The organism is Antiquaquibacter oligotrophicus (assembly GCF_020535405.1).
GTDB classification, from domain to species: domain Bacteria; phylum Actinomycetota; class Actinomycetes; order Actinomycetales; family Microbacteriaceae; genus Rhodoglobus; species Rhodoglobus oligotrophicus.
Window position 1 is genome coordinate 1897313 of record NZ_CP085036.1, and the last position, 22815, is coordinate 1920127.

At 66.3% G+C, this 22815-nt stretch carries 24 protein-coding genes; 12 read left to right on the forward strand and 12 right to left on the reverse strand.

Annotated elements, in window-relative coordinates:
• Position 1: 1 nt before the first annotated feature.
• Complete coding sequence (locus LH407_RS09385; RefSeq protein ID WP_322134253.1) at positions 2–1276, reverse strand: nucleotide disphospho-sugar-binding domain-containing protein; 1275 nt, start codon at positions 1274–1276, stop codon at positions 2–4.
• A 46-nt stretch (positions 1277–1322) separates the two neighbouring features.
• Between LH407_RS09385 and LH407_RS09390 the strand changes: the two genes are divergently transcribed.
• From LH407_RS09390 to LH407_RS09400, 3 genes are read left to right on the forward strand one after another with little or no spacing between them, the layout of a single operon-like run.
• Positions 1323–1967, forward strand: a complete 645-nt coding sequence (locus LH407_RS09390; RefSeq protein ID WP_322134252.1) for a TetR/AcrR family transcriptional regulator — start codon at positions 1323–1325, stop codon at positions 1965–1967.
• 49 nt (positions 1968–2016) lie between these two features.
• Positions 2017–2565, forward strand: a complete 549-nt coding sequence (locus LH407_RS09395; protein ID WP_322134251.1) for an RNA polymerase sigma factor — start codon at positions 2017–2019, stop codon at positions 2563–2565.
• Positions 2562–3503, forward strand: coding sequence for a hypothetical protein (locus tag LH407_RS09400; protein WP_322134250.1), 942 nt, complete (start codon positions 2562–2564; stop codon positions 3501–3503). The genes LH407_RS09395 and LH407_RS09400 overlap by 4 nt, the downstream gene beginning before the upstream one ends.
• Positions 3504–3601: 98 nt before the next feature.
• On the opposite strand, the gene LH407_RS09405 is transcribed toward LH407_RS09400, so the two are convergent.
• Positions 3602–4558 (reverse strand): NADP-dependent oxidoreductase, encoded by a 957-nt coding sequence (locus LH407_RS09405; RefSeq protein WP_407650657.1) that lies wholly within the window; start codon positions 4556–4558, stop codon positions 3602–3604.
• A 131-nt stretch (positions 4559–4689) separates the two neighbouring features.
• Between LH407_RS09405 and LH407_RS09410 the strand changes: the two genes are divergently transcribed.
• Complete coding sequence (locus tag LH407_RS09410; protein WP_322134248.1) at positions 4690–5349, forward strand: DUF998 domain-containing protein; 660 nt, start codon at positions 4690–4692, stop codon at positions 5347–5349.
• Here LH407_RS09410 and LH407_RS09415 read toward each other — a convergent pair.
• Positions 5314–5919 (reverse strand): YqaJ viral recombinase family protein, encoded by a 606-nt coding sequence (locus LH407_RS09415; protein ID WP_322134247.1) that lies wholly within the window; start codon positions 5917–5919, stop codon positions 5314–5316. The two genes, LH407_RS09410 and LH407_RS09415, sit on opposite strands and share 36 nt — an antisense overlap.
• Before the next feature lie 98 nt (positions 5920–6017).
• Between LH407_RS09415 and LH407_RS09420 the strand changes: the two genes are divergently transcribed.
• From LH407_RS09420 to LH407_RS09435, 4 genes are all read left to right on the forward strand, one after another.
• Entirely contained in the window at positions 6018–6764 is a 747-nt protein-coding gene (locus LH407_RS09420) for a sugar phosphate isomerase/epimerase family protein (RefSeq protein ID WP_322134246.1), read from the forward strand.
• Positions 6761–7861 (forward strand): Gfo/Idh/MocA family protein, encoded by a 1101-nt coding sequence (locus LH407_RS09425; RefSeq protein WP_322134245.1) that lies wholly within the window; start codon positions 6761–6763, stop codon positions 7859–7861. Before LH407_RS09420 ends, LH407_RS09425 begins: the two co-directional genes overlap by 4 nt.
• A gap of 89 nt (positions 7862–7950) precedes the next feature.
• The gene (locus tag LH407_RS09430; RefSeq protein WP_322134244.1) at positions 7951–8994 is read left to right on the forward strand and encodes a hypothetical protein; all 1044 of its coding nucleotides are present in this window, start codon (positions 7951–7953) and stop codon (positions 8992–8994) included.
• Positions 8995–9036: 42 nt separating this feature from the next.
• Positions 9037–10053, forward strand: coding sequence for a hypothetical protein (locus LH407_RS09435; RefSeq protein WP_322134243.1), 1017 nt, complete (start codon positions 9037–9039; stop codon positions 10051–10053).
• A gap of 57 nt (positions 10054–10110) precedes the next feature.
• Here the strand turns inward: LH407_RS09435 and LH407_RS09440 are convergent, their stop codons facing one another.
• Together LH407_RS09440 and LH407_RS09445 are read right to left on the reverse strand one after the other, a co-directional pair.
• Positions 10111–10782 (reverse strand): ABC transporter ATP-binding protein, encoded by a 672-nt coding sequence (locus LH407_RS09440; RefSeq protein ID WP_322134242.1) that lies wholly within the window; start codon positions 10780–10782, stop codon positions 10111–10113.
• A gap of 26 nt (positions 10783–10808) precedes the next feature.
• Positions 10809–12281: an ABC transporter permease gene (locus LH407_RS09445; RefSeq protein WP_322134241.1), complete on the reverse strand. Its 1473-nt coding sequence runs from the start codon at positions 12279–12281 to the stop codon at positions 10809–10811.
• A gap of 172 nt (positions 12282–12453) precedes the next feature.
• Here LH407_RS09445 and LH407_RS09450 point away from each other — a divergent pair, with 172 nt between their 5' ends.
• The 4 genes from LH407_RS09450 (at position 12454) to rplL (ending at position 15829) form a co-directional block, all read left to right on the forward strand.
• Entirely contained in the window at positions 12454–13206 is a 753-nt protein-coding gene (locus LH407_RS09450; protein WP_322134240.1) for a response regulator transcription factor, read from the forward strand.
• Positions 13203–14660 carry a sensor histidine kinase gene (locus tag LH407_RS09455; protein ID WP_322134239.1) on the forward strand — a complete coding sequence of 486 codons (1458 nt, stop codon included), beginning with the start codon at positions 13203–13205 and terminating at the stop codon, positions 14658–14660. Before LH407_RS09450 ends, LH407_RS09455 begins: the two co-directional genes overlap by 4 nt.
• A 216-nt stretch (positions 14661–14876) precedes the next feature.
• Entirely contained in the window at positions 14877–15392 is a 516-nt protein-coding gene (gene rplJ, locus LH407_RS09460; protein ID WP_322134238.1) for a 50S ribosomal protein L10, read from the forward strand.
• Positions 15393–15433: 41 nt separating this feature from the next.
• Entirely contained in the window at positions 15434–15829 is a 396-nt protein-coding gene (gene rplL, locus LH407_RS09465; protein WP_322134237.1) for a 50S ribosomal protein L7/L12, read from the forward strand.
• Between the two features lie 335 nt (positions 15830–16164).
• Here the strand turns inward: rplL and LH407_RS09470 are convergent, their stop codons facing one another.
• From LH407_RS09470 to LH407_RS09500, 7 genes are read right to left on the reverse strand one after another with little or no spacing between them, the layout of a single operon-like run.
• The gene (locus tag LH407_RS09470) at positions 16165–17904 is read right to left on the reverse strand and encodes a sensor histidine kinase (RefSeq protein WP_322134236.1); all 1740 of its coding nucleotides are present in this window, start codon (positions 17902–17904) and stop codon (positions 16165–16167) included.
• On the reverse strand, positions 17901–18275 hold the full coding sequence (locus LH407_RS09475; RefSeq protein ID WP_322134235.1) for a response regulator transcription factor: 375 nt from the start codon (positions 18273–18275) through the stop codon (positions 17901–17903). The genes LH407_RS09470 and LH407_RS09475 overlap by 4 nt, the downstream gene beginning before the upstream one ends.
• On the reverse strand, positions 18272–18415 hold the full coding sequence (locus tag LH407_RS09480) for a hypothetical protein (RefSeq protein ID WP_322134234.1): 144 nt from the start codon (positions 18413–18415) through the stop codon (positions 18272–18274). Before LH407_RS09480 ends, LH407_RS09475 begins: the two co-directional genes overlap by 4 nt.
• Entirely contained in the window at positions 18412–19908 is a 1497-nt protein-coding gene (locus LH407_RS09485; RefSeq protein WP_322134233.1) for a glycosyltransferase, read from the reverse strand. The genes LH407_RS09480 and LH407_RS09485 overlap by 4 nt, the downstream gene beginning before the upstream one ends.
• Positions 19905–20642, reverse strand: a complete 738-nt coding sequence (locus tag LH407_RS09490; RefSeq protein ID WP_322134232.1) for a PHP domain-containing protein — start codon at positions 20640–20642, stop codon at positions 19905–19907. The genes LH407_RS09485 and LH407_RS09490 overlap by 4 nt, the downstream gene beginning before the upstream one ends.
• The gene (locus tag LH407_RS09495; protein WP_322134231.1) at positions 20639–21631 is read right to left on the reverse strand and encodes an ATP-grasp domain-containing protein; all 993 of its coding nucleotides are present in this window, start codon (positions 21629–21631) and stop codon (positions 20639–20641) included. Before LH407_RS09495 ends, LH407_RS09490 begins: the two co-directional genes overlap by 4 nt.
• Positions 21628–22668: a response regulator gene (locus tag LH407_RS09500; RefSeq protein ID WP_322134230.1), complete on the reverse strand. Its 1041-nt coding sequence runs from the start codon at positions 22666–22668 to the stop codon at positions 21628–21630. The genes LH407_RS09495 and LH407_RS09500 overlap by 4 nt, the downstream gene beginning before the upstream one ends.
• Positions 22669–22815: the final 147 nt, after the last annotated feature.

A 22815-nucleotide genomic window follows, 5' to 3' on the forward strand; every position in this document is an offset into this window, starting at 1 on the left:
CCTATCGGATGCTCGCCTGCCGCAGGTAGCCCGAGATCTCGGCGAGCGCATCGTGAGCGGCTGCGTCCGCCGCGATTCGCCGGGCCTCGGCGCGGTAGGTCTGGTTACCGAGAACCTCGTCGACAGCGCGGCGGACTGAGGCGGCATCCGGAGTTCCCGTCTTGAGGTTGATGCCGGCACCCGTCCACGCGACTCGCGCGGCGACCTCCGGCTTGTCCTCCGTGTCGCCGGCCACGATGACGGGCACTCCGGCGGCGAGGGCCGCCTGGACCCCTCCATATCCGCCGTTGGTCACGACTACGGATGCCCGGGGCAGGAGTGCGTCATACGACAGGTAGCTCGCCGCCCTGGCGTTGGTCGGGAGCGGCCCGATCGTGTCCACGGGTCGACCGCCGGCTGTCGCCACCACGAGCACGTCGCGGTCGTTGAGCGCGGTGAGTGTGGGCCGCACAAGTCGGTCGAAGTCGTGGTTGTCGATGGTTCCTTGCGTGACGTGGACCACGGGGCGGTCGCCGTCGAGGTCGGACCACCACTCCGGAAGCTCACCGTGGCGCGCGACCTGCGGCAGCACGCCGACAAAGTGAACGCCCTCGGAGAGGTCTGGTCGGGGGTAGTCGAGTGAGGCCGGGCCCGTTTGCAGGAAGAGATCGAAGTTGCGCGAGGCATCCATCACGAAGTCGTCGAGGCGAAGCCCGAACTCGCGGAATGCCCGGCGGGCGGCATTCTGCGTCGGCCGGAAGATGACGTGTCGCGCAAGAGTGTTCATCGCGGCGTACCGCAGTCGGTCCACACCTGTGCGCGCCGGCGGCAACGCCATGCCGTAGGGGCCCAGCACCCGCGAGGATTGGGACAGCGGGGTGACCCCGAGGCCGATCACCGGCGGACGGTTGGTGCCGCTGGCAATGAGAGGGAGCGCTCCACCGAAGGCTCCGTCGACGAGAATGGCGTCCGGCGTCGACCCGGACAGTGCTGCGCGCATCGAGCGGTACTGGTCGGGGATCGTCTCGACAAAGATGGTGCGGATGTCGTATTGAGCCTGCTGCACCCCGCGGTACCGGTGTCGATCGGGGAGGTAGACGTCGGGCATCCGGTCGTCGTAGTCGGCGGTCCCTTCGAGTGGGCGGAAGGCCGCTCCCGTGGCTTCGACGGCCCGTTGGAATCGCGACCCCGTCACCACCGCGACCTCGTTACCCTCGTCGACGAGGTGCGCCGCGACCTGAAGGATCGGTCCGACGTGACCGTGGATGGGGTTGGACGCGAGAAGATAGAAGGCCACGACGCTCCATTCGTTAGATTGCAACTCTAGTCATTGAGGAGGACCGGTGTCACCACGCGCTTACTCGTCCCCGCTACGCCAGGCCGAAGCGGAGCGAACGCGCGCGGCAATCCTCGACGCATCGGCCGTACTTTTCTCGCGAGAGGGTTACGTCGCGACGACAATGAAGTCCATCGCGGAACAGGCTGGGGTGTCCGTCCAATCGGTTCATCTCGCGGGCCCCAAGTCGGCGCTGCTCATCGCCGCGTTCGAGCGAGCCTTCGCGGGCGACGAGGGTCGCCACAGTCTCAGCGAGCGACCCGCGCTCGTGGAGATCATGGCGAGACCCGACGTGAACCACGCACTCACCGGATGGCTCGATTACGTCGCACAAGCCAATGCGCGAACCGCCGGCCTCAGCCGGGCCATGACCGTCGCCGCCGAAACGGATCCCGTCGCCCAGGCCGCCGTCGCCGATCTCGACGCACGGCGGCGATCCGACATCGGCATCGCCGCGGGCTGGCTCATCAGTCGTGGACTACTCGCGGCCGACGCCAAAGAAGAGGCCACCGACGAACTCAACTACGTTGTCGGCCCCGAGACGTACGCCTTCTTCGTGGAGCGATCCGGATGGCGCGACACGCGCTACCGCGAATGGCTCCAGACCACCGTCCTCGGCCTGCTGGGCCGCTGGAAGCCGGAGGGCGACTGAGGTCCGCGACAGAAGGGAACCTCGGCGCCCCTGCCGGACAATACAGGGTGTGAGCGACGAAGAAGACTGGTCGGCAGCGGTGGCCGGAGACGGCGAAGCGTTCGGTCGGATCTACGACCGTCACCGCGATCGCGTGACTCGCCACAGCCTGCGCCTAGTCCCTACGCCCGCTGACGCCGACGACGTCGTGGCCATCACCTTCATGGAGAGCTGGCGGCGCCGGGACCAGGTGCGTTTCGTGGACAATTCGGTGCTGCCATGGCTTCTCGTAACGGCGACGAATGCGGCGCGTAACCTCTCGCGTAGCGCCAGGAGGTACCACGCGCTCCTGGCGCGCTTGCCGGCGACCGAACCTGCCCCGGACCACGCTGAGCGCTTCGACGACAACGATGCGATCGCGGCACTGCGCACCCTGTCGGCGGCCGACCAGCGGGTGGTCGCGTTGTGCGTGCTCGAAGGTCTCTCCGAACGAGAGGCCGCCGCTGCGCTCGGGGTTCCTCCCGGCACCGTCAAATCGAGGCTGTCACGTGCGAAACGGCGTCTCGCCGAACGTGTACCGCGACCTAGCTTCACCCTCAAAGAGGAGACCGAATCATGACCACCCAGCGAGATGATGCACTGCGAGCCGAGCTAGTTCGCGCAGCTACCCGGTCGCCCTACGGCGACCGAATGGCGCCTCGATCGCTTGTCGCAGGGGCCGCAGCCATCGCACTTGCAGGTGCGCTGACGGGGGGTGCTGTCTCCGCGGTCGCCCTCACGGCCGCCGAGCCGCAGGCGCCTGTCGCGATCACAGAGGACGACGTCGCGAGCGTCACGGCGCGTGGACTAGAAATCGTGGGCACACACGCCGAGCTGTTCGGCACGCCCTTTATTGCATCGGGGCGGGGCAACCTCATCGTCGAATTGGGTTCCGTTCCCGAGGGCGCGTCCTCGATCGCGATGGCCATCCAGTGCGTGGAAGTTGGGGTCATCACGGTAGAAATCAACGGACAGGAGTTTGGGAGCACTGAATGCAGTGAGGAGTACGGTTCATCCGATCTCGGCGGATTCGCAAGCTTCAACGACCAACTTGCCCAGGGCAACAACACGATCGCCCTCTCAGGGGGCGGCAACTTCGTTCTGTGGGCCTCCTGGGCGAAGCAAGCTGAGCGACCGGCACAGTCTCAGGCTCAGGTGGATGCACTGGTCGACGGCACCGTCACGGCGGAGGAGTACGACGCTGGCTTCGATCGTTTCGCGTCGTGTATGGCGGCTGCCGGGCATCCGCTTGTCTTCATCGACAAGTCCGATGTCGTCTACGACTACGCGCTGACGAGCGAGTCCGTCAGCACCGGCACCGACGTTCAGTGTTACGAGGCCGAGTTTATGGAGATCGACGGTTCGTGGCAGATCGCGAACGAGGACACGTCGGAGAGCACGCAGATCCTGCGCGACTGCCTCGCGCACTTCGGCGTCGAACCCGCGTACCCCGCGGAGGAGGTCGCTCAACAGATGCGCGACGCGGCGATCGACCCACGCGACTGCCCCGGCCCCTAGCCGCGCGGAGGTTTTCCGCGCGCGCCCGCGTTTGTACCTGCGCGCGGGCACTAAACCTCAGCGCGCGCGGCGACGCTGAGCGACGTCCACCCGAACGGCTAGCCGTCGCTGACCTTGAGTACGACCTTGCCGCGTGTGTGACCCGTCTCGAGGGCGCGGTGAGCGGATGCCGCCTCCTCGAGGTCGAACACCTGGTCGACGTAAACCTTCACGTCGCCGGACTCGATGAGCCGCGAGATCACCGCGAGGGTGGAACCCTCGGGCGAGACGCGGAACCCGCTCGCACGAACACCGGCTGCCGCCGCATCCTCGGCGACCGTCGGCCAGCTGCCCGTCGGCACGTTGACGAGCAAGCCACCGGGCTTGAGCACGGACAGTGAACGTGTACCGGTGTTGTCGGAGACGTTGCCGACGAGGTCGATGACGACGTCGATGTCCGAGACCTCATCCTCGAAGCGTGAATTGGTGTAGTCGATGACCTCGCGCGCTCCCAGCTCCCGCAGCCACTCCTCGTTGCGAGAGGAACCGGTCGCGATCACGTAGGAGCCGAAGAACGAGGCGAACTGGATGGCGAAGTGGCCGACGCCACCCGCGCCGGCGTGGATGAGCATCCGCTGACCCTCATGGGCTTTCGCGACATCGACGACGGCACCCCACGCCGTGAGGGCCGCGAGCGGCACCCCCGCCGCCTCGACGTGCGAGAGCGACTTCGGTTTGCGCGCGATACACATGCCGGGCACCGTGAGGTATTCCGCATAGGCGCCGCCGAGTCGCGGCACCATGGTCATGCCGTAGACCTCGTCACCGGGCTTCAGCGGGTGCGATTCGTACGAGGACTCAACGACGATTCCGCTGAAGTCGTTGCCGAGGATGGTCGGCCACGAACTGATGGCGGCGGATGCCCCCTTGCCGGAGCGTGTCTTCACGTCGATGGGGTTGACGCCCGCGGCAACAACCTTGACGAGAAACTCGGCGTTGACGCGTGTCGGAACATCCACGTTGGCGACACGCAGAACGTCCGCTCCCCCCGTGGAGTCCATGATGATCGCCCGCATTGTGGTCATGAATGGCCTCCCCGCCCTACTACCCATCACAGTCAAAGGGGATAACAATTCGGCATTGTTACGGAAAGGTCACCGCGCTGATAACTTTTCCTTCATGCCCGCCGAGTCGCCAGAATACGACCGTGCGGCGGGCTGAATTCGCGGCGGCGGTGCTCGGCAGCCTCGCCGTCACCGTCGCCCTCGCGATCATCTGGATGTCACGACTCACGGTGCCGCGTGAGCTCTACGTGAGCGAACTCGGTGCGGAAGGCGAGCCTACGGCGGCTGCCTTTGAGGTGGCCCTGCTGCTCATTGTGGCGGGCGGGAGTGCCGTCGCGTGGGCGGGGCGTCGGGTGCGGGCATCCGCACGTGTGCTGTCAGCGTGGACCCCTGCCGTGTCGCTGTGGATCGGGTGCGCGTTTTTCCTTCTCGCCTCACAAGTCACATGCACGGCGGGATGCCCGCTGCCCTACGGGCCGAGCTTCACGTGGCAGGACTTCACGCACACCCTCGCCGCGGTGATCGCTTTCGCGGCCGCGTGCTGGGCGATGCTGCAGACGTCGTTCGCGCGGGAGACCCCGCTCCTGGCGCGTCTCTCGCTCGCCACGGCGGTGCTGGTTGCGGTGATCGCCGGCACGGGCGGGCTGTTCTCGCTGTTCCGCTTCCAGGTGGAGCTCGGTAGCCGGATGGAGTTTGTAGCGACAACGATCGCGATCGCGTGGCTCGTGGTGTTCGGGGTGATCCTCGCGCTCCGCTCGGCGCGCGGTTTAGCGTTGAAGCAGGTCGAGCAGCCGACTGGCTAACACCACGAGTCGGTGGATCTCGTTCTCGTCCCTCTCGACCCACTGGCACTGGGGCTCGGCGGCGATCGGCACAAAGTTGTCGTGCTGTTCCCACACCACGAGGGTGCGCTCGGCACCCAGTACGTACTGCTGCCACCACACCTGGCGCAGATAGGAGCGCGGGATGCTGCACCACGGACGCCCGGTCGTTTTGATCTCGGAGAGCACGACGGTGCCGTCGTGAACACCGACGCCATCGGGCGTTGCGAGGTGGCGCGGCTCGCCCTGAGCGTGGAAGAGCGTCGTTGATGGCTCGATGCGGTGTGTTGCTCGAACCCAGCGGGCGATCTCGGGTTCGCGCGCGCGACCGTGGTCGGTGAACGCGTTGCCGCTGAACCCGGACCCGAGGAGCTTGTCCTGGGCGACAGCTCGCAGCGAGCGCTCGCTCGAGAGGCGCGCGGCATCCGTCGCCGTGACGCCGCGACTGCGAGCCCGGATCCACGCGACGCGATCCTCGGAGGTCGCGACAACACGATCGAGGTGGGTGGTGACAACCGGCTCCCACAGGTCAAGTTCGGGGTGCGGGGTCACCAGACAAGTGTGCATCCTCGCGCCGACACCACCCCTGCGCCGCGCTGGCCGCGAGCGTAGGCTGGGAGCGGTCGTATCGATTCGAGCCGAGGAGCCCCATGTCCACACCACCCCTGTCCGTGCAGCTCTACACCGTGCGTGACGCCGTGACCGCGGACGCCGACGCGGCGTTCACACGACTCGCGGAGATCGGGTTCCGGTCTGTGGAACTGTACGACTTCGTCGACCGCGCGGCGCAGTACAAGTCCGCACTCTCGGCGTCCGGGCTCACGCCATCGTCGGCTCACGCGTCGCTCCTCGGCAAGGACGTTGTGCCTGTCTTCGAGGCAGCGAAGAGCCTCGGCATCCGCACCGTCATCGACCCCATGGTCGAGGCGAGCCGGTGGGAGAAGTCGGATGACGTGGTCGCTATCGCCGACGAACTGAACGGCATCGCGGCGATCGCCGCGGACCTCGACCTCACGGTGGGGTACCACAACCACTGGTGGGAGCTGGCGTCCGCTGTCGACGGCACGAACGCCCTCGAAGCGTTCGCCGACAACCTCGACCCTTCCGTCATCCTCGAGATCGACACCTACTGGAGCGCCGTCGGTGGCGTCGACCCCGTCGGCCTCCTCGAGCGTCAGGGCGATCGCGTCCGTTTCATCCACGTCAAGGACGGCGACATCTCCCGCGACAACACCAAGCAGGTGGCCGTGGGCAGCGGCCGGATGCCCGTGCTCGACATCCTCGCTGCTGCACCCTCCGCGACCCGCGTGGTCGAGCTCGACGATTTCGCTGGCGACGTGTTCGACGCGCTCGCCGACTCAGTGGCCTTCCTCATTGCGAACGGCGAAAGTCTGTGACGGGCACCGGCCCCGTCGGCGTCGGCATCATCGGTGCCGGAGTCATCAGCACCCAGTACCTCGACAACCTCACGACGTTCCCTGACGTGCGTGTGCTCTTTATCGCCGACCTCGACACTGCACGCGCGGAAGCCCAGGCTGAGGCCTACGGCGTTCCTGCATTCGGCACGACGGAGGAGCTCCTCGCTCAGCCGGACATCGAGATCGTCGTGAACCTGACGATCCCCGCCGTGCACGTGGCCGTGGCACGGCAAGCCCTCGAGGCGGGCAAAAACGTGTGGACGGAGAAGCCCATCGCCCTCGATCGCGAGAGCGGCGCAGAGCTGCTCGCCGATGCGCAGCGACGCGGACTTCGTGTGGCGACCGCCCCGGACACGTTCCTCGGCGCGGGCCTTCAGGCTGGTCGCCGACTGATCGCCGACGGCAGGATCGGCACGCCGCTTACAGCCCTCACGCTCTTCCAGGTGCCCGGCCCCGAGGCGTGGCACCCGAACCCCGACTTCCTCTACGCGAAGGGTGCCGGGCCGCTCTTCGACATGGGTCCGTACTACGTCACGACGCTTGTGCAGAACCTCGGTCCGGTGGGTCGTGTGGCCGCAACCGCGTCGATGTCCCGAGAGCGGCGCACCATCGCGTCCGGCCCGCGCGCGGGTGAGACCTTCGCCGTGGAGGTGCCGACCCACGTGAGCGCCATGCTCGAGTTCGAGGGCGGAGCCTCGGCGCAGTGTGTCTTCAGCTTCCAGTCGCACCTCGCGCGCGCCGGTTTTGTGGAGATCGCGGGAACCGAGGGAACCGTGGTCTTCCCCGATCCGAACATGTTCGATGGCGAGTTGACGGTGTGGGGGGATGCCGCAGAGCCGGAGACAATCGTCGTCGAGAGTGACACGGGGCGCGGCACCGGTGTTGTCGACCTCGCGAGGGCCATTCGTGCTGACGTTCCGGAGCGGGCATCCGGTGAGCTCGCCTTCCATGTGCTCGACGTGCTGGTCTCGATCACGGAGGCCGCGGAGCGCGGCGAGTTTGTGCCGGTGACGAGCACGGTAGAGGTGCAACCACCGCTTCCCGACGAGTGGGATCCGCGCGCCGCCACCCTGTAGTCACTTGGCGTGTGAAGCGATCTCACGCTAACCTGGGAAAACCATGGGTTGACCGTGGTTCATTTTCCGCGCCACACGTGAGGTAATCCATGAAGCGCTCCATTGTTATCGCCGGCACGGCCGTCGCCGCAGCCGCATCCCTTGCCCTGCTCCCGGCAGCGGCCACCGCCCACACCGATCACCTCTTCACGTGGTCGTACAGCCCAGTTGGTTCCGACGCTGGCGGATTCTCGACGGCGTCGAAGACGGATGCCGCGCTCGCCCTCCTCGGCGAGAACACGCTCCCCATCATTGACGAGGTCTCCGGTATGGAGGTCTGCGACGAGGTGGGCTACGCCGTCGGCTTCGTAGAGGAGAACTCGGAGGTCGACTTCCCGGCCGTAGCGACGTGGGATCACAGCACAGGCGCGATCCTTTCTGGCCCCGTGCTGTTGGACCTTCAGACCGAGGTGATGTCGTACGTTGACGACGTGGTGGAGCTCGACACGCTCGCCGACTGCACGGTCATCTCGATCGTTCACGTCTACGGCGGAGACGAGCCCGGCGCGAGCTTCTGGGGCATCGCGGAGATCGACCCCGCGACCGGTGACACAACGGTGGTCCTCGAGCTCCCCGACTACGAGGTCGTCGAGTGGTCTGAGTTCACCGGCCTTGCAACCAACGCCGCAGGCGCAACGCACATCTTCTTCGATCTCGACGGCCTGCCCTACTACGCCGCGGTGGACTTCGAGGCTGGCACTCTCAGTGACCCCGTCGCACTGCAGGGCCTGAGCGACTACTTCGAGAGCAGCGGCTTCACGCAGGGCGTCGATTTTGATGCGGCTGGGGGCCTGTGGCTCGTCACCGGTGTCAACGCCGAGGAGGAGTACCACCTCGTGTCCTACGCCGCAGGAGCTGACCTCGGCACCGCAATCGTGACCGACATTGGAATCCTCCCGTACTACGGCGATGGCCTTCAGATCAGTTCGCCCATCCCGCTCACTGCGGAGGGTGCAGCCGTCGCTCCCGTGACGCCCGCCAAGCCGCAGCTCGCCGCGACGGGCTCGGAGCTGCCGTTCGGCATCGCCGCGGGAGCGATCGCGCTCCTGCTCGCGGGCGGCACTGCGCTCGTGCTGCGCCGTCGCGCCGCCTGACCTGCACCGCAATCACTCCACTACAGTCACGTGAGGATATCCATGAAGCGCTCCCTCGTTGTTACCGGTACGGCTGTCGCCGCAGCCGCGTCGCTCGCCCTGCTCCCGTCCGCCGCCATCGGTCACACCGACGGTCTCTTTAGCTGGTCGTACAGCCCAGTGGGCTCCGACTTCGGGGGCTTCTCCAGCGTCTCCAAGACGGATGCCGCGCTCGCGCTCCTCGGTGAGGACACGCTTGAGCAGTTCCCGTACGTCACCGGCTCGGAGGTCTGCAACGAGGTCGGGTACGCGGTGGGCTTCGCGGACTACGAGGACGTCGAGGGTGACTACTCCGCCATCGCGACGTGGGATCACACGACCGGCGCCATTCTGAGCGGTCCGGTTGAGCTCACCATCGACGGACAGGCCTACATCACCGACCTGGTCGAACTCGACACCCTGGCCGATTGCACCGTGATCACTCTCGCAGAGCTCGATGGCGGAGACGACTGGGCGATCATCGAAGTCGACCCGGCCACGGGAGCCTCGACCGTGCTCCTCGAGCTGCCGGACCTTGAGAGCGGTGGGTACACGGGCCTTGCGACCAACGCCGCAGGCGTCACGCACCTCTTCTTCGAGCTCGAAGGCTACCCGAACTACACCGCGGTCGACTTCGAGGGCGGCACGATCGGACTGCCGATCCCGCTGGAAGGTCTGATCGACTACTTCGAAAGCTCCGGGTTCACCGAGGGTGTCGACTTCGATGCTGCGGGAGGCCTGTGGATCGTCGCCGGTGTCAACGCTGAGGAGGAGTACCACCTCGTCACGTTCGCCGCCGGAGCTGACCTGGGTACGGCAACCCCCACCGACATCGGGACCCTGCCGTACTACGGCGACGGACTGCGCATCAATTCGCCCATCCCGCTCACCGCGGAGGGTGCAACCGTCGCTCCCGTGACGCCCGCCAAGCCGCAGCTCGCCGCGACCGGCTCGGAGCTGCCGTTCGGCATCGCCGCAGGAGCGATCGCGCTCCTGCTCGCGGGCGGCACCGCGCTCGTGCTGCGCCGTCGCGCGGCATAACGACACTCACACGACGAGGGCCCCGCGAGCGATCGCGGGGCCCTTGTCTGTCTGTGCTCAGTTCTTCTCGGTTACCTTGCCCTGCTTGATGTGGAGTCGCCGCTGCGCCCGGCGAGCGACGGCTGAGTCGTGCGTCACGACGATGAGCGTGAGCCCCTGATCGCGCCACAGGCCCTCGAGCAGATCCATAATCTCGTCGCGGGTCTCCTCGTCGAGGTTGCCCGTCGGTTCGTCCGCGAGGAGCACTTCGGGCTTCTTGACGAGAGCTCGCGCGATCGCGACGCGCTGTTGCTGACCGCCCGACAGCTCGGACGGTCGGTGGCTGCCGCGATCGCCGAGACCGACGGATGCCAGCGCCTCCGCCGCGCGGGCGCGCCTCTGTGCAGCCCCAACCCGTAGGGGCTCCAGTGCCGTCTCGACGTTCTCCTGCGCGGTGAGGGTCGGGATCAGGTTGAATCCCTGGAACACGAACCCGATCTGCTTTGCCCGAATGCCCGTGAGCTTCGTGTCGGGCATGCTCGAGATCTCGTCGCCGCTGAGGCCCACGGAGCCCTTGCTCGGTCGCTCGAGTGCACCGAGGAGTTGCAGCAGCGTCGACTTGCCGCCGCCGGTGGGGCCCTGGATGGCGACGAGTTGTCCGGTCGGGATCTCGAGGGTCACATCGTTGAGTGCGGTGACGGTGCGCTTACCTTGCTCGTACTTTTTGGTGACGTTGGTGAGTGTGTACATGACGTCCTTCTTTCGGTCTCGGTGGGTCAGGCGACGCTGCGGAGGGCTTCGGCCGGGCGCAACCTCGAGGCGCGCCATCCGCCGATGGCACCGGCGAGAAGACCGCCGAGCACTGCGAGCCCGACCGCGATGAGGATGACGGCGACGGTGATGGGGGCCTGCAGCACAACGTCGGTTGTTGCGGCCGCGGTCTGCTCGCCGAAGCTGCCGGGCATCCCGCCCCCTGGCCCGCCTCCCGGGAAGCCGCCCGGTCCCGCACTGGTGCTCGCGGCGCTGCCGCTCAGGGTCGGGCCGATGAGGTTGACGATGAGGATGCCGACGAGGCCGACGGCGACACCGATCACACCACCGATGAGTCCCTGCACGATCGACTCACCCGCGACCTGGCCGACGATCCGGCCATTGCTCCACCCGATCGCCTTGAGGGTGCCGAACTCGCGCGTGCGGCGAGTGACCCCCGAGATCGTGAAAAGGATGGCGATGAGGAACGCTGCGGCGAGCACGATCACCGACAGCCACGTTCCGAGGCTGGAGACGAGGCTCGACGCGGTCGACAGCGAGCCCGAGACGCTGGAGGCGAGGTCGGCTTGGGTGCTCACCGTGGCATCGGGGAGGGCATCCTCGAGGTCGCTCTGCACCTGGCTGATGGCGTCGGATGACGAGGCCTGAACGTAGATCGAACTCACCTGCCCGTCCAGGCCGGCGAGGTCTTGAGCGGTGTCGAGCGGGATGTAGACGTTCGAGGCGGTCTGAGCGTCGGACGAGGTGGACGACACGATGCCGACGACCTCAAAAGTCTCGTCTGCGATGGTGATGGTCGACCCCACCTCGAGGCCTTCCGTGGTGGCGTAAGCGCTGTCGAGGATCGCGATAGTGCTGCCAGAGTCGCCCGATTCGAACGTTCGACCGTCGGTGAGAGACACGGCGGTCAGGGGACCAACAGCGGCTCCTTCAGGGTCAATGCCTTCCACGCTGAATGCGTCAACGTCGAACGCACTACCCCCTGCGCCGTCGAATCCTCCGGGCGGCGGGCCCGTGACATCGCCCGATTGGGCGCTGGACATGTCGGGCAGTTCTCCGCTGAAGGTCGTATTCGAGAGCGATAGGGTCGCCGTCGCAGCTTCGACTCCCTCGACCGTGAGGACGGTGCCGAGGGTCGATTCGTCGAGCGTGGGGGTACCGGGGGTCGCCATGAGCCGTGACTGGTTGAGGGAGGTTGTCCCGTCAGACGTGTCTCCCGCCCCGAGCTCAAACTCGAAGCGCGGCCCGCCCATCCCGGGTTCCTCGCCTTCGGTTGGGGCTTCGACGGTGCCGGTCACCGTGACATCCGTGCCGACTCCGTAGACGGTCTCGAGCACACTCGCCTGAGCGTTACGAACGCCGGCGGCGACGGAGTTGACAACGATGACGAGGGCGATGGCCAGTGCCATGCCGAGGGCGATGATGATCGTCTGCTTTCGACGATGGGTGAGTTCTCTCACGAGGTAGGTGCCGAACATGGTCCTCCTTGGGTCGGTCGCCGATGGTGGCGGTAACGGGTCGACGCGACGGTATGAAGGGCGACTATGCGCTGGCCAAGGCGAAGCTATGAGAGAGCTATGGATGCCGCACGTTCAGGTTGCGGCAATCTCCCTCTCAGTCGACTCATAGCAAGGTGCCAATACTGGAACCATGACCGACTCCACTCCTCGCTCGACCCTCGCGGCTGCGCCCCGTATCACTCGGGCTGACGGCAAACCGATCCGCGCGGTGGTTGTCGACGACGAGGAGTCCCTCACCGACCTTCTCTCGATGGCGTTGCGGTATGAGGGCTGGGACGTGCGGCACGCGTCCGACGGCCAGCACGCGCTGAGCACCGTGCGTGAGTTCCGTCCCGACGTCATCGTCCTCGACATCATGCTCCCCGACATCGACGGGCTCACCGTTCTCTCGAGACTTCGTGCTGACGGAATCGAGACCCCCATCCTCTTCCTCACCGCGAAGGACTCCGTGGACGACAGGGTTGCCGGGCTCACCGTGGGTGGTGACGACTATGTGACCAAGCCCTTCAGCCTGGAGGAGGTGGTCGCACGCCTGCGCGGCCTCATCCGGCGTTCGGCACTGGCCATCTCGACCCCCGGCGATTCGCGCCTGCAGGTCGGTGACCTCGTGCTCGACGAGGACAGTTACGAGGTGCACCGCGGGGGAGTGCTCATCGAGCTCACGGCCACCGAGTTCGAGCTCCTTCGTTTCCTCATGCGCAATCCGAGGCGTGTGCTCAGCAAGGCGCAGATCCTGGATCGGGTGTGGAGTTACGACTTCGGCGGGCGCTCGAGTGTCGTCGAGATCTACATCTCCTACCTCCGCAAGAAGGTCGACTCGCTGGGGGCACCCATGATCCACACGGTGCGGGGATTCGGCTACGTGCTGAAGCCGGCGCCGTGACCCCTCGTCGCCCCGTCACCCTGCGGCGCACCCTCGTCATCGGAATCGCAGGGCTTCTCGCCGCCGTGACGATCGTCATCGGTGTGCTGAGTGTGTTCGCGCTGCAGGCCTTCCTGGTCGGCCGGCTCGACTCTCAACTCCTCGCTGCCACGGATCGCACCGTCGGGGCGTACGACCCCGGTGGCGGCGATGGAGCGACGCCACCTCCCGCGACCCAGCTGCTGGGCATCCCCGGTCAGCGCGAAGGCACACTCGCGGCGATCGTGAGTGGTGGTGTGCTCTACAACGCCGCGGTCATCTCCGAAGAGGGCGAACTCGTCAGGGTTCCGGATGCCCAGCTCACCGGCCTCGTGGGACTTCCCGTCGACGGCATCCCTCGCACGGTCGACCTCGGCGATCTCGGCCGATACCGGGTCGCGGTGGATGCCCCGCGGGACACGTCAGAGACGCTGCTCGTCGGTCTGCCCCTCGCCGAGGTGGAGACGACGATAGCCCAACTGGGGTGGTCGATTGCGGCGATCGGTGCCATCGGTGTCGCGCTCGCCGTCGGGGCGGGGGCGATCACCGTCCGGCTTGCGTTGCGCCCGCTGGAACGGGTGGCGGACACGGCCGCGCGTGTGGCGAGGCTCCCCCTCGATCGCGGGGAGGTGGCGCTCGCCGTGCGGGTCGATCCGGCCGACGCTGACCCGGGCACCGAGGTGGGCAAGGTGGGTGCCGCGCTCAACGTCATGCTCGACCATGTCTCGTCGGCGCTTGCCGCGCGCCAGTCGAGCGAAAACAAGCTGCGCACGTTTGTCGCCGACGCGAGCCACGAATTGCGCACACCGCTCTCGTCGATCCGTGGTTATGCGGAACTCACGCGGCGCAGCGGTCACACACTGCCGGACGACATCGTTCACTCCCTCGGGCGAGTCGAGTCGGAGTCGGTGCGCATGACGGGGCTCGTCGAGGACCTCCTGATGCTCGCGAGACTCGACGAGGGTGCATCGATCGAGCGCCATCCCGTTGACCTCACTCGTGTCGTTGTGGACGCGGTGAGCGACGCGAGGGCCGCTGGCCCAGACCACGAGTGGGTGCTCGCTGTTCCGAAGCGACCGATCTCGGTCGAGGGTGATGCGGCGAGGCTGCACCAAGTTGTGGCGAACCTCCTCGCCAATGCCCGCGTCCACACACCGGTGGGGACCACGGTAACGGCGTCCCTCTCGAGGCGGTCGACGGATGCCGGCGCCGAAGTCGTACTGGAGGTGCGCGACTCCGGCCCCGGAATCGAGCCGGACCTCCTGCCCACGGTGTTCGAGAGGTTTGTGCGAGGTGACTCGTCGCGGGCCCGGTCCACCGGCAGCACGGGACTTGGTCTTGCCATCGTTGCGGCGATCGTCGACGCCCACGGCGGGCGGACCGAAGTGACAAGCAAGCCGGGCGTGACGTGCTTCCGCGTCATCCTGCCCGCCTGACATTTGCGCCGGGCGTGACAGTGCCGTAGCCTGTACGGAGCCAAAGACCGCAGGTCTTCGTTGTGCGTGAATTCGCGTGACGATCTAATTCCAGCGCAGGTGATCGAAGTTTTCCGAGTAATCGGTTCAAGCTCCGCGCTCCTGTGCTCCTGCAGAAGCCGGAGCTTTTGTGTTTCCGGTGGTCGAGGCCAAGCAACCCACCATTGAAGGAGCACCATGGCGAACAAGGAAGCATCGGTCGCCGAGCTCACGGACAAGTTCCGCGACTCGACCGCCGTTCTGCTGACCGAGTACCGCGGTCTCACTGTCGCGCAGCTCAAGAGCCTGCGCAAGGATCTCAGTGAGGACGCCACCTACGCCGTGGTGAAGAACACGCTGACCAAGATCGCGGCGAACGCTGCAGGGATCTCGTCGTTTGACGATTCCCTCGCCGGCCCGTCCGCGATCGCCTTCGTGCACGGTGACCCGGTCACCGTTGCCAAGAAGCTGCGTGACTTTGCCAAGGCAAACCCTCTTCTGGTTGTGAAGAACGGCTACTTCGACGGTAGCCCGCTCACGGCCGACGAGGTCAAGAAGCTTGCCGACCTGGAAAGCCGGGAGGTGCTGCTCGCGAAGTTCGCTGGCGCCGCCAAGGCTTCGCTATTCGGCGCAGCGTACTTGTTCAACGCACCGCTCGCGTCTGCCGCTCGTGCCGCCGACGCTCTGCGTGCCAAGCAGGAGTCCGGGCAGTAACTAGCCCGGCACGACATCAGCAGTACATCTAAGGAGAAATCATGGCAAAGCTGACCAGCGACGAGCTGATCGAGGCGTTCAAGGAGCTCACGCTCATCGAGCTCAGTGAGTTCGTCAAGAAGTTCGAGGAGACCTTCGAGGTCACCGCTGCGGCCCCCGTCGCGGTTGCCGCTGCGGGTCCCGCCGCCGGCGGTGCCGGTGGCGCGGCCGAAGAGGTCGAGGAGAAGGACTCGTTCGACGTCGTCCTCGAGTCCGCCGGTGACAAGAAGATCCAGGTCATCAAGGAGGTGCGCACCCTCACGAGCCTCGGTCTCGGTGAGGCGAAGGCACTCGTTGACGGCGCTCCCAGCACGGTGCTCGAGGGCGCCAACAAGGAGACCGCCGAGAAGGCCAAGGCCGCTCTGGAAGAGGCCGGCGCGACCATCACCCTCAAGTAGTCGACGCCCCGCAGGGGCTTTTCTACTAGACACTGGGCACTACCCCCGAAAAGGGTGGTGCCCAGTGTTGTTTATGCGCTTGCATCGAACGTGAGCGTGTCGGCATAATGGGGGACACAAGCATTCGCCCCCCACGAATGCGAGTTCAGTACTGAGCGAGCTCCCCCCTCTCGCGGCAAACTAGACAGTCTTACCCTCTGGCTAGCGTGCACCGAGGCGTGCGGCTCATCAACGAGTGCATACCGCGATGCAGCTGAACTCAGTGATCGCCGTGGGCCGCCGTGCTCGAACCTTACCCGAGGGATCGAGGCGGCGGCCCCGGCGGCCCCCTCCCGTCAACGTGCGTGCGGGATGATGACCGTGAAGGTCGTTCCCACTCCCTCTTCGCTCTCGACGTCGACCCGGCCGCCGTGGGCCTGGACGATCGCCCGGGTGATCGTCAGACCGAGCCCCACGCCTGGCACCGCGTTTTTGGTCGCCGTCGTGGCCCGGAAGAACCGGGCAAACAGCTGGTCCAGTTCGTCGGCAGGGATGCCCAGCCCGGTGTCGGAGACGGTGATGACCGCCTCGTCATCGCGTAGGTCGAGCGCAAGCCGCACCGTCCCTCCTCGCGGTGTGAACTTGATGGCGTTGGACAGCAGGTTGTCCACCGCCTGGCCGAGGCGAACGGGGTCGCCATCCACGACGGGGTTGGTCGGCGGGAGCTCGACGCTCACCGCAACACCCGCGTCCGACGCCGCAGGCCCTGCCGACTGCACGGACGTTGTGACGATGTCGGCGAGTTCCACGGGACGGGTCGTCAGCGCGAGCTCGCCGGACTCGACCTGCGCCGTAAAGAGCAGGTCGCCGACGAGTCGTAGCAGCCGGTGCGCATTGCGCTCGACGATGTCGAGATACTGACGCTGCTCCGGGCTGCGTGCAGCGTCGTCCTCCCGCAACAGCTCCAGATAGCCCAGGATCGACGTGAGGGGGGTGCGAAGCTCGTGGGAAATCAGTCCAACAAACTCGTCCTTCAGTCGCACTGCCTCGAGGGCTGAGGTGATGTCGGCAGCGACGAAGAGATAACCCGCCACGTCGCCAGCCTCGTCGAGTCGCGGGGTGACCGACACCGACACCGGAAGGGTGCTGCCGTCGGCCCGCACGTAGGTCCACTGACGCACATCCGCACTGCCCTGGCGAGCCTCTTCGACGAGCGCGGAGAAGCCCGGGTTGAGGACCGTCGCACCGGGAGGGTAGTTGCGCTGCTTCGCGTAGGCCTCGAGTTCATCGTCGACGTGGAAGTCGAAGATGTGCATCCGGTCCTCCGCGTCATACGCCGCGACTCCGAGCATCGCGGTGGCGCCGGGATTCCACGCATCGATGAGGCCTTCCGTGTCGGTGCCGATCACGGACTGCTGTGTCACAGCACCCCACAGCCCGCGGAACAGTCGATCGGCGGCGCGATAGCGGTTCTCGCTCTCCTGCAGTCGCACGGCGTACTCGACGGTGTCGCTGAGCATTCGCTCTTTCTCGTCGGCCAGTTTTTTGATCGAGGCGACTTGTGCACGACCGAGTCGCGCGAGCTCGTTGATGATGGCTGCGGCGGTTGCGAAGACGACCGGGGTGAAGACCATCCGCAGCCACTCCGAGGGCGACGTTGGGAGTACCTGTCCGGTGAGCGGCGACACCGAGAGTGCGATCGACGTGCCGATGGCGCTGTAGGCGATGAAGCGGCGCCCTTCGCCGGCGGCCAACCACACGACGGGAAGGATGATGAGTGAGGAGAACAATGACCCCGGTCCGCCAGTGGCTGATCGGAAGAACCCGATGGCCAGGAGGTCGATCGCGGGAACGATCATGACAATGCCGTGGTAGCGATGATCCTCTCGCCACACCACCGCGAGGATCGATGCGATGGCGAGGAGAATGAGCGAGACCCACAGGGAGAGCTCGTGCGTCACCCTCAGGTCGGGAAAAACAATGGTCGCGACGATCGCGACTAAGACCCCCAGCACCGTTGCCGATTGTTTGACCGGCGTACTGGGTTCATCGAATACGCGAGCCGAGATCCGCGCGAGCAGGTTGGACTCGCTCATCGTGCCTGCTTACCCACGGCGAGCCAGGCGACCAGTTCCTGCGGGCTGAAGGGCTTCGGCATGAAGTAGTCGGCACCCGCCTCGAGGCTCCGTGTGCGGTCAGTGTCGTCGACGGATGCCGATAGCAGCACGATGCGCACGTCCGCTGGTAGCGCGGCAGAGCGCACCGCCTGGCACACCTGGAATCCGTCGAGTCCTGGCATCGCGATGTCGAGGATGGCGAGGTCCGGCTGTTCGCGCAGGATGCTCGCCAGCGCAGCATCCCCGTCCTCTACGACGGCGACCGGCTCCAGTCCCGCGCGACGTACGGAGATTTCGACGAGCGAACGGATGTCGGAGTCGTCGTCGGCAATCACCACTCGGTATGTCATGAGAGGAACAGAACCCGTGCGACGAGGAGGGCCGCGACGACGGCGATGGCGATGAGTGCTTTCCACAGCAGTCGCCGCTCGTGTCGCCGGTCGGTCTCGAGCTCCGCGCGGAGAAACGCCCGTGTCATGTCATCCGTCATGCCGTCACCCGACCAACCTTCTCGGTCTTGTCCCAGCGCGCTTCCGCCCGCCGTGCTTGCTTGATATACGAGTCGACGGTCACCGCGCACAGAATCGGTCCGTAGCCGATGATGTAGGTGAGCAGCGGCGTGAGTACCTTGCCGGCTTTTGTGCCGTCGATGAGTTTGATGAGCCACGCGAAGATCATGGAGATGGAGATCCAGCTGTAGGCGAAGATCGTCCAGCCGAGTACGATTCCTTCGCTCGCAGTGACACCGAGCGCCGCGGGCAAGAGGTCTTCGAAGAGGCCGGGGAAAAATGCGGTGATCATAACGAGCATCGAGAGGATCCCCGGGAAGAGGATCGCCTCGAGCCACGCTTGTCGCGCGATCATCCGGTCGAGCTGCAACGCGAGCACGATCGAGTAGAAGTATGTCGCGGTGGCGAGGCCCCACAGGCCCTGGAAAGCGACGACCGCGAGGTTGCTGCCGAGCGCGAGCAAGCCGAGCAAGCCGACCGATGACGCCACCATGATCGCGGGCAGCAGGAAGATGCTGAACCACGCGAGTCCGAAGGCGAGCGTCCCGAGGTCGTGGCCGCGTCGCGGGTGGAACCAGACTCTGCGGTACCGCGCCGTGACCTGGAGGTTTCCGCGCGCCCAGCGCAGCCTCTGTTTCCATAGCGCGGTGACGCTTCCCGGCTCTTCAGCGAGCACGATGGCGTACGGATCGAAGACGACCCGTCGCCCGCTCAGTTGGGTTTCGAATGTCATGACGGTGTCCTCGGCGAGGCTCGTCGTGTCGATGCGTCCGCCGAGTTCTTCGAGATTCGTGCGCGAGTGGAGTTGGGCGCCTCCGGCCAAACACGCCTGAGCACCGAAGACGTTCTGCGCGCGTCGGGCGGCGGCTTGGGCGAGCACGTACTCGATTCCGATGAAACGCATGAGGTAGTTCTTGTGCGGGCTTCCCTCGCGGATGTACGCGCTCACTGCGCCGATCTCCGGGTCGGCGAGATGTCGCGTCATTTTGCGGAGCGAGTCCGGGAGAAAGATCACGTCGGCGTCCGTGATGAGGAGGGCCTGCATCCAGTCGTCGCCAAGGATGATGCGCAGCCCGTGGTTGATGGTGTGCGCCTTGCCCTGACCGCCGTTCTCCCTGCGCAGATGGAACACGCGGCCGGGGTACCTCGCGGCGCGGTCGAGCACAACGTCGGGCGTCTGATCCGTGCTCGCATCGTCGACGACGTAGATGCGAAGCGCCCATTCCGGGTAGTCGATCGCGAGGAGGCGGTCGATGGTCGCGCCGATGACCGCACCCTCGTTCCAGGCGGGAATGACGACGGCGACTCGCGGGAGGTAGGGGGCGGCCTTGCGGTAGTGATTTCGCACGGCGTGGAAGGGGATGGCGATGAAGAGCACGAGTGTCGTGACGATCGGGACAGCCCCTGTCGCCACCAGCGCGACGAGAAACCACTCGAGCACCGACGCACCGATTCCGAGCCACTCGTCGGTCATGCGCTCGCCTCGGCGAGAATGCGGCCGACGCTCTCGTAGCGTCCAACGTCCTCGGCGACGTGGGAGTCGGTGGATGCCACGATCCGCACGCCGTGGGCAAGCGCTGCCCGCACGGCACGTGGCCCCGGGCACGCCCATTTCTCGTTGACCTCGACGATCGTTCCGGAGTCCGCGGCCGCTGCCGCCCACCGCTCGAGGTGCTCGTCGGTGAGGTCGTCCTCGTCGAGCCCGACCTTGGGCAGGATCGAAAACCAGTGAGCGAGTTGCAGGTCGCGCCGTGTGTGGTCGAACGAGGTCATGGCTAGTACGGATGCGTCGATGACCATGTCGAGCGCGGTCGCCGCCTCGAGGCCCGACGCGAGTCGCTCGCGGGTCTGCGACGGGCTCCACGGGCCATCGCTCCCGGGGAACTGGTGGTCGGCGAGCACGAGTCCGTCGATTCCGTCGAGACCATCGGGCGCATCGATGTCACCGGCAACACTCAGCAGTTTCGCTTCGACCCCGGTGAGCACGGTGAGGCCCGGCTCTGTGCTCTCCGCCCTGGCCGCTCGCACGAACTCTGCGACCCACGGTGTGTCCCGGCGAACGTGCTCGGTGAGTCGAATCCTCTCTAGTCCACGGGCGGCCGCGGCGTCGAGGTTCTCGCGCAGACTGCTGCGTGCGTCATCCGAAAACGTGGAATGCACGTGATGATCGCCGCGCAGAATCGCGGCGGTCAGGTCGCTGTCGGTCATCCGTCCTCCGCGCCGTGGGCGGCGTGGTCGGAGTGGAGTACCTCGGCTGGATCGACAACGATGTCCTCGAGGAAGCGCACGGTCGCGAGTTCCCGGATGACGATGTCGTCGGGTGCCGGCAACGGGCGGCCGAGAGCGAGATCGAGAGCGAACGATGGCAGGTCGACTCCCGCAGCGATGGTGAGCGGAAGCGCACCAGGGAAGCGCGGGTTCACCTCGAGCAGGGCCGGTCTCCCTGAGGCTTCGCGGCGCAACTGGATGTTGGCGACTCCGTCGAGACCGATTGCCGCGGCCACGAGGGCGGCCTGCTCCTGCAGTTCCGGGTCGAGCACCGTTTGGCCCGCGATGGAGACCCCGGAGTCGACGCGGGTGCGGGTGCGCGGCACGGCGGCGATAACGGCTCCGGCGACGGCGATGACGTCGACGGAGTACTCCTCGCCGGGCAGATTCGCCTGGATGATGATCGAGTCGTCGTGGGCCATGGCCTCGAGTTCTGCCCGGTCGGCGATCAGTCGCACGCCGCGACTTCCCGCCCCGCGTCGCGGTTTGACGATGACCGGGAACTCCCAGTCTCTCGACACACCTTCCGCCGTGAGCGGCTCCGTCTCCGGCACACGAGCGGTGTTCGCGCATGCGCGCGCGAGCGCGAGCTTGTCGAGGCACGTCTGGATCGTCTCGAGGGACGGGGCCGCGAGGGTAGCTGGCGCGAGTTCGGCTCGACGGGCGGCGAGCGGCGGCAGCTCCACATCGACCGTCGAGAAGACGACGTCGATGGCGTCGTCGCGCACGATCGAGAGCACACCGTCGACAAAGTCATCAGCGGCGCCGGGTTGCACGATGCGGCGTCGGTGCGGGGGAACGAGGTAAAGGCCCGCGGCCCAGCCGTCCATGTCGGCAGCGAGGACTTCCACTCCGCCGCGGCTCATGAGCGAGCGGATGACGGCGACACCCGCCGCGCCTCCCGCTCCCGTTACGAGAACTCGAGTCATGCGTTGGCCACTCTTCTGCGTGCGGGGGTGGACAGATCAGAGGTCTCGCGAATCACCTCGAGTGGTTCGACGAGTCGCCCGCCCCCGTACCGTGACCAATATCGCGCCGTGGCGAGCACAAAATCGGGCTCGAGGTATGCGCGTATCTCTGCTTGCGAGGCGAAGCACGCGAGAAGGTCGAGTTTGCTGTCGGAGAACCCATCGATGGAGACGAATCGAGTGGGGCGGAAGTCGACGGTCGCGGAGGGGCTCTGATAGCAGGCGACCGTGTCGATGGTCCTCGTCGCGACGATGGAGGCCTCGTGTACTGCCCGGTGGTCCTGGTGCCGGTCGTGGGAGGTGTGGGTGTAAACGGTTGTGGGGTTGACCTCGTTCACCACTCGCTCGATGGCCTTGACCGTGGGGCCTGCGCTCGTGATCTCCGTGTCGGTGAAGTCCTCGAGGAACAGCCGCGCGCCGAGGAGTTCTGCCGCGCGAAGGGATTCCGCCTGGCGGTTGTCGGCTGATCCACCTTGGGCGCCGCGCGACAGGGTGAGGATGACAACGGAGTCGCCAGCGGCGCGATGGGAGGAGAGGATGCCCCCAACGCCAATCTCGACATCGTCGGGGTGAGCTCCGATCGCCAGGACGGTCTGGTGCGGGACGGAATCCGTCATCGCGCGGCCGGTCCGTGCCAACCTCAGCACCGTCTCGACGAGGGCTGTCGAGTTAATCGGTTTGGTCAGGAACTCGTCGGCTCGAGCCCGCAGCGCACCGACGGCGTACTCCACGGAAACGTGCGCCGTGACAACCACAACGGGGACGTCGGGTCGGATCTCGTTGAGTTTGCCCATGAACTCGAGCCCGGTCATCCCGGGCATCTCGATATCGGTGACCACGACGTGCGGCACAAACGCTTCGACGGCAGCGAGGGCCGCGAAGGCATCGCCAGCGGTGCGCACGACGAAGGGACCGCGGCGCTCGAGCACGGTGCTCACATACAGCGCGACATCCGGGTCGTCGTCGACCACGAGTACTCGATAGGTGTTGTCAGTCATGCAGCCTCCCCCAGCCACGGTGCAACTCTAAAGCTCAGCGCCCCTCGCGCCCTAGCGGCGCTCTACCCCGCGTTCCGGTGCCACCTGCCGTTCACGAGCCGGGATCACCTGTGCTCAGCGAGAATGCAAGCGCTTGCATAGGCGGAG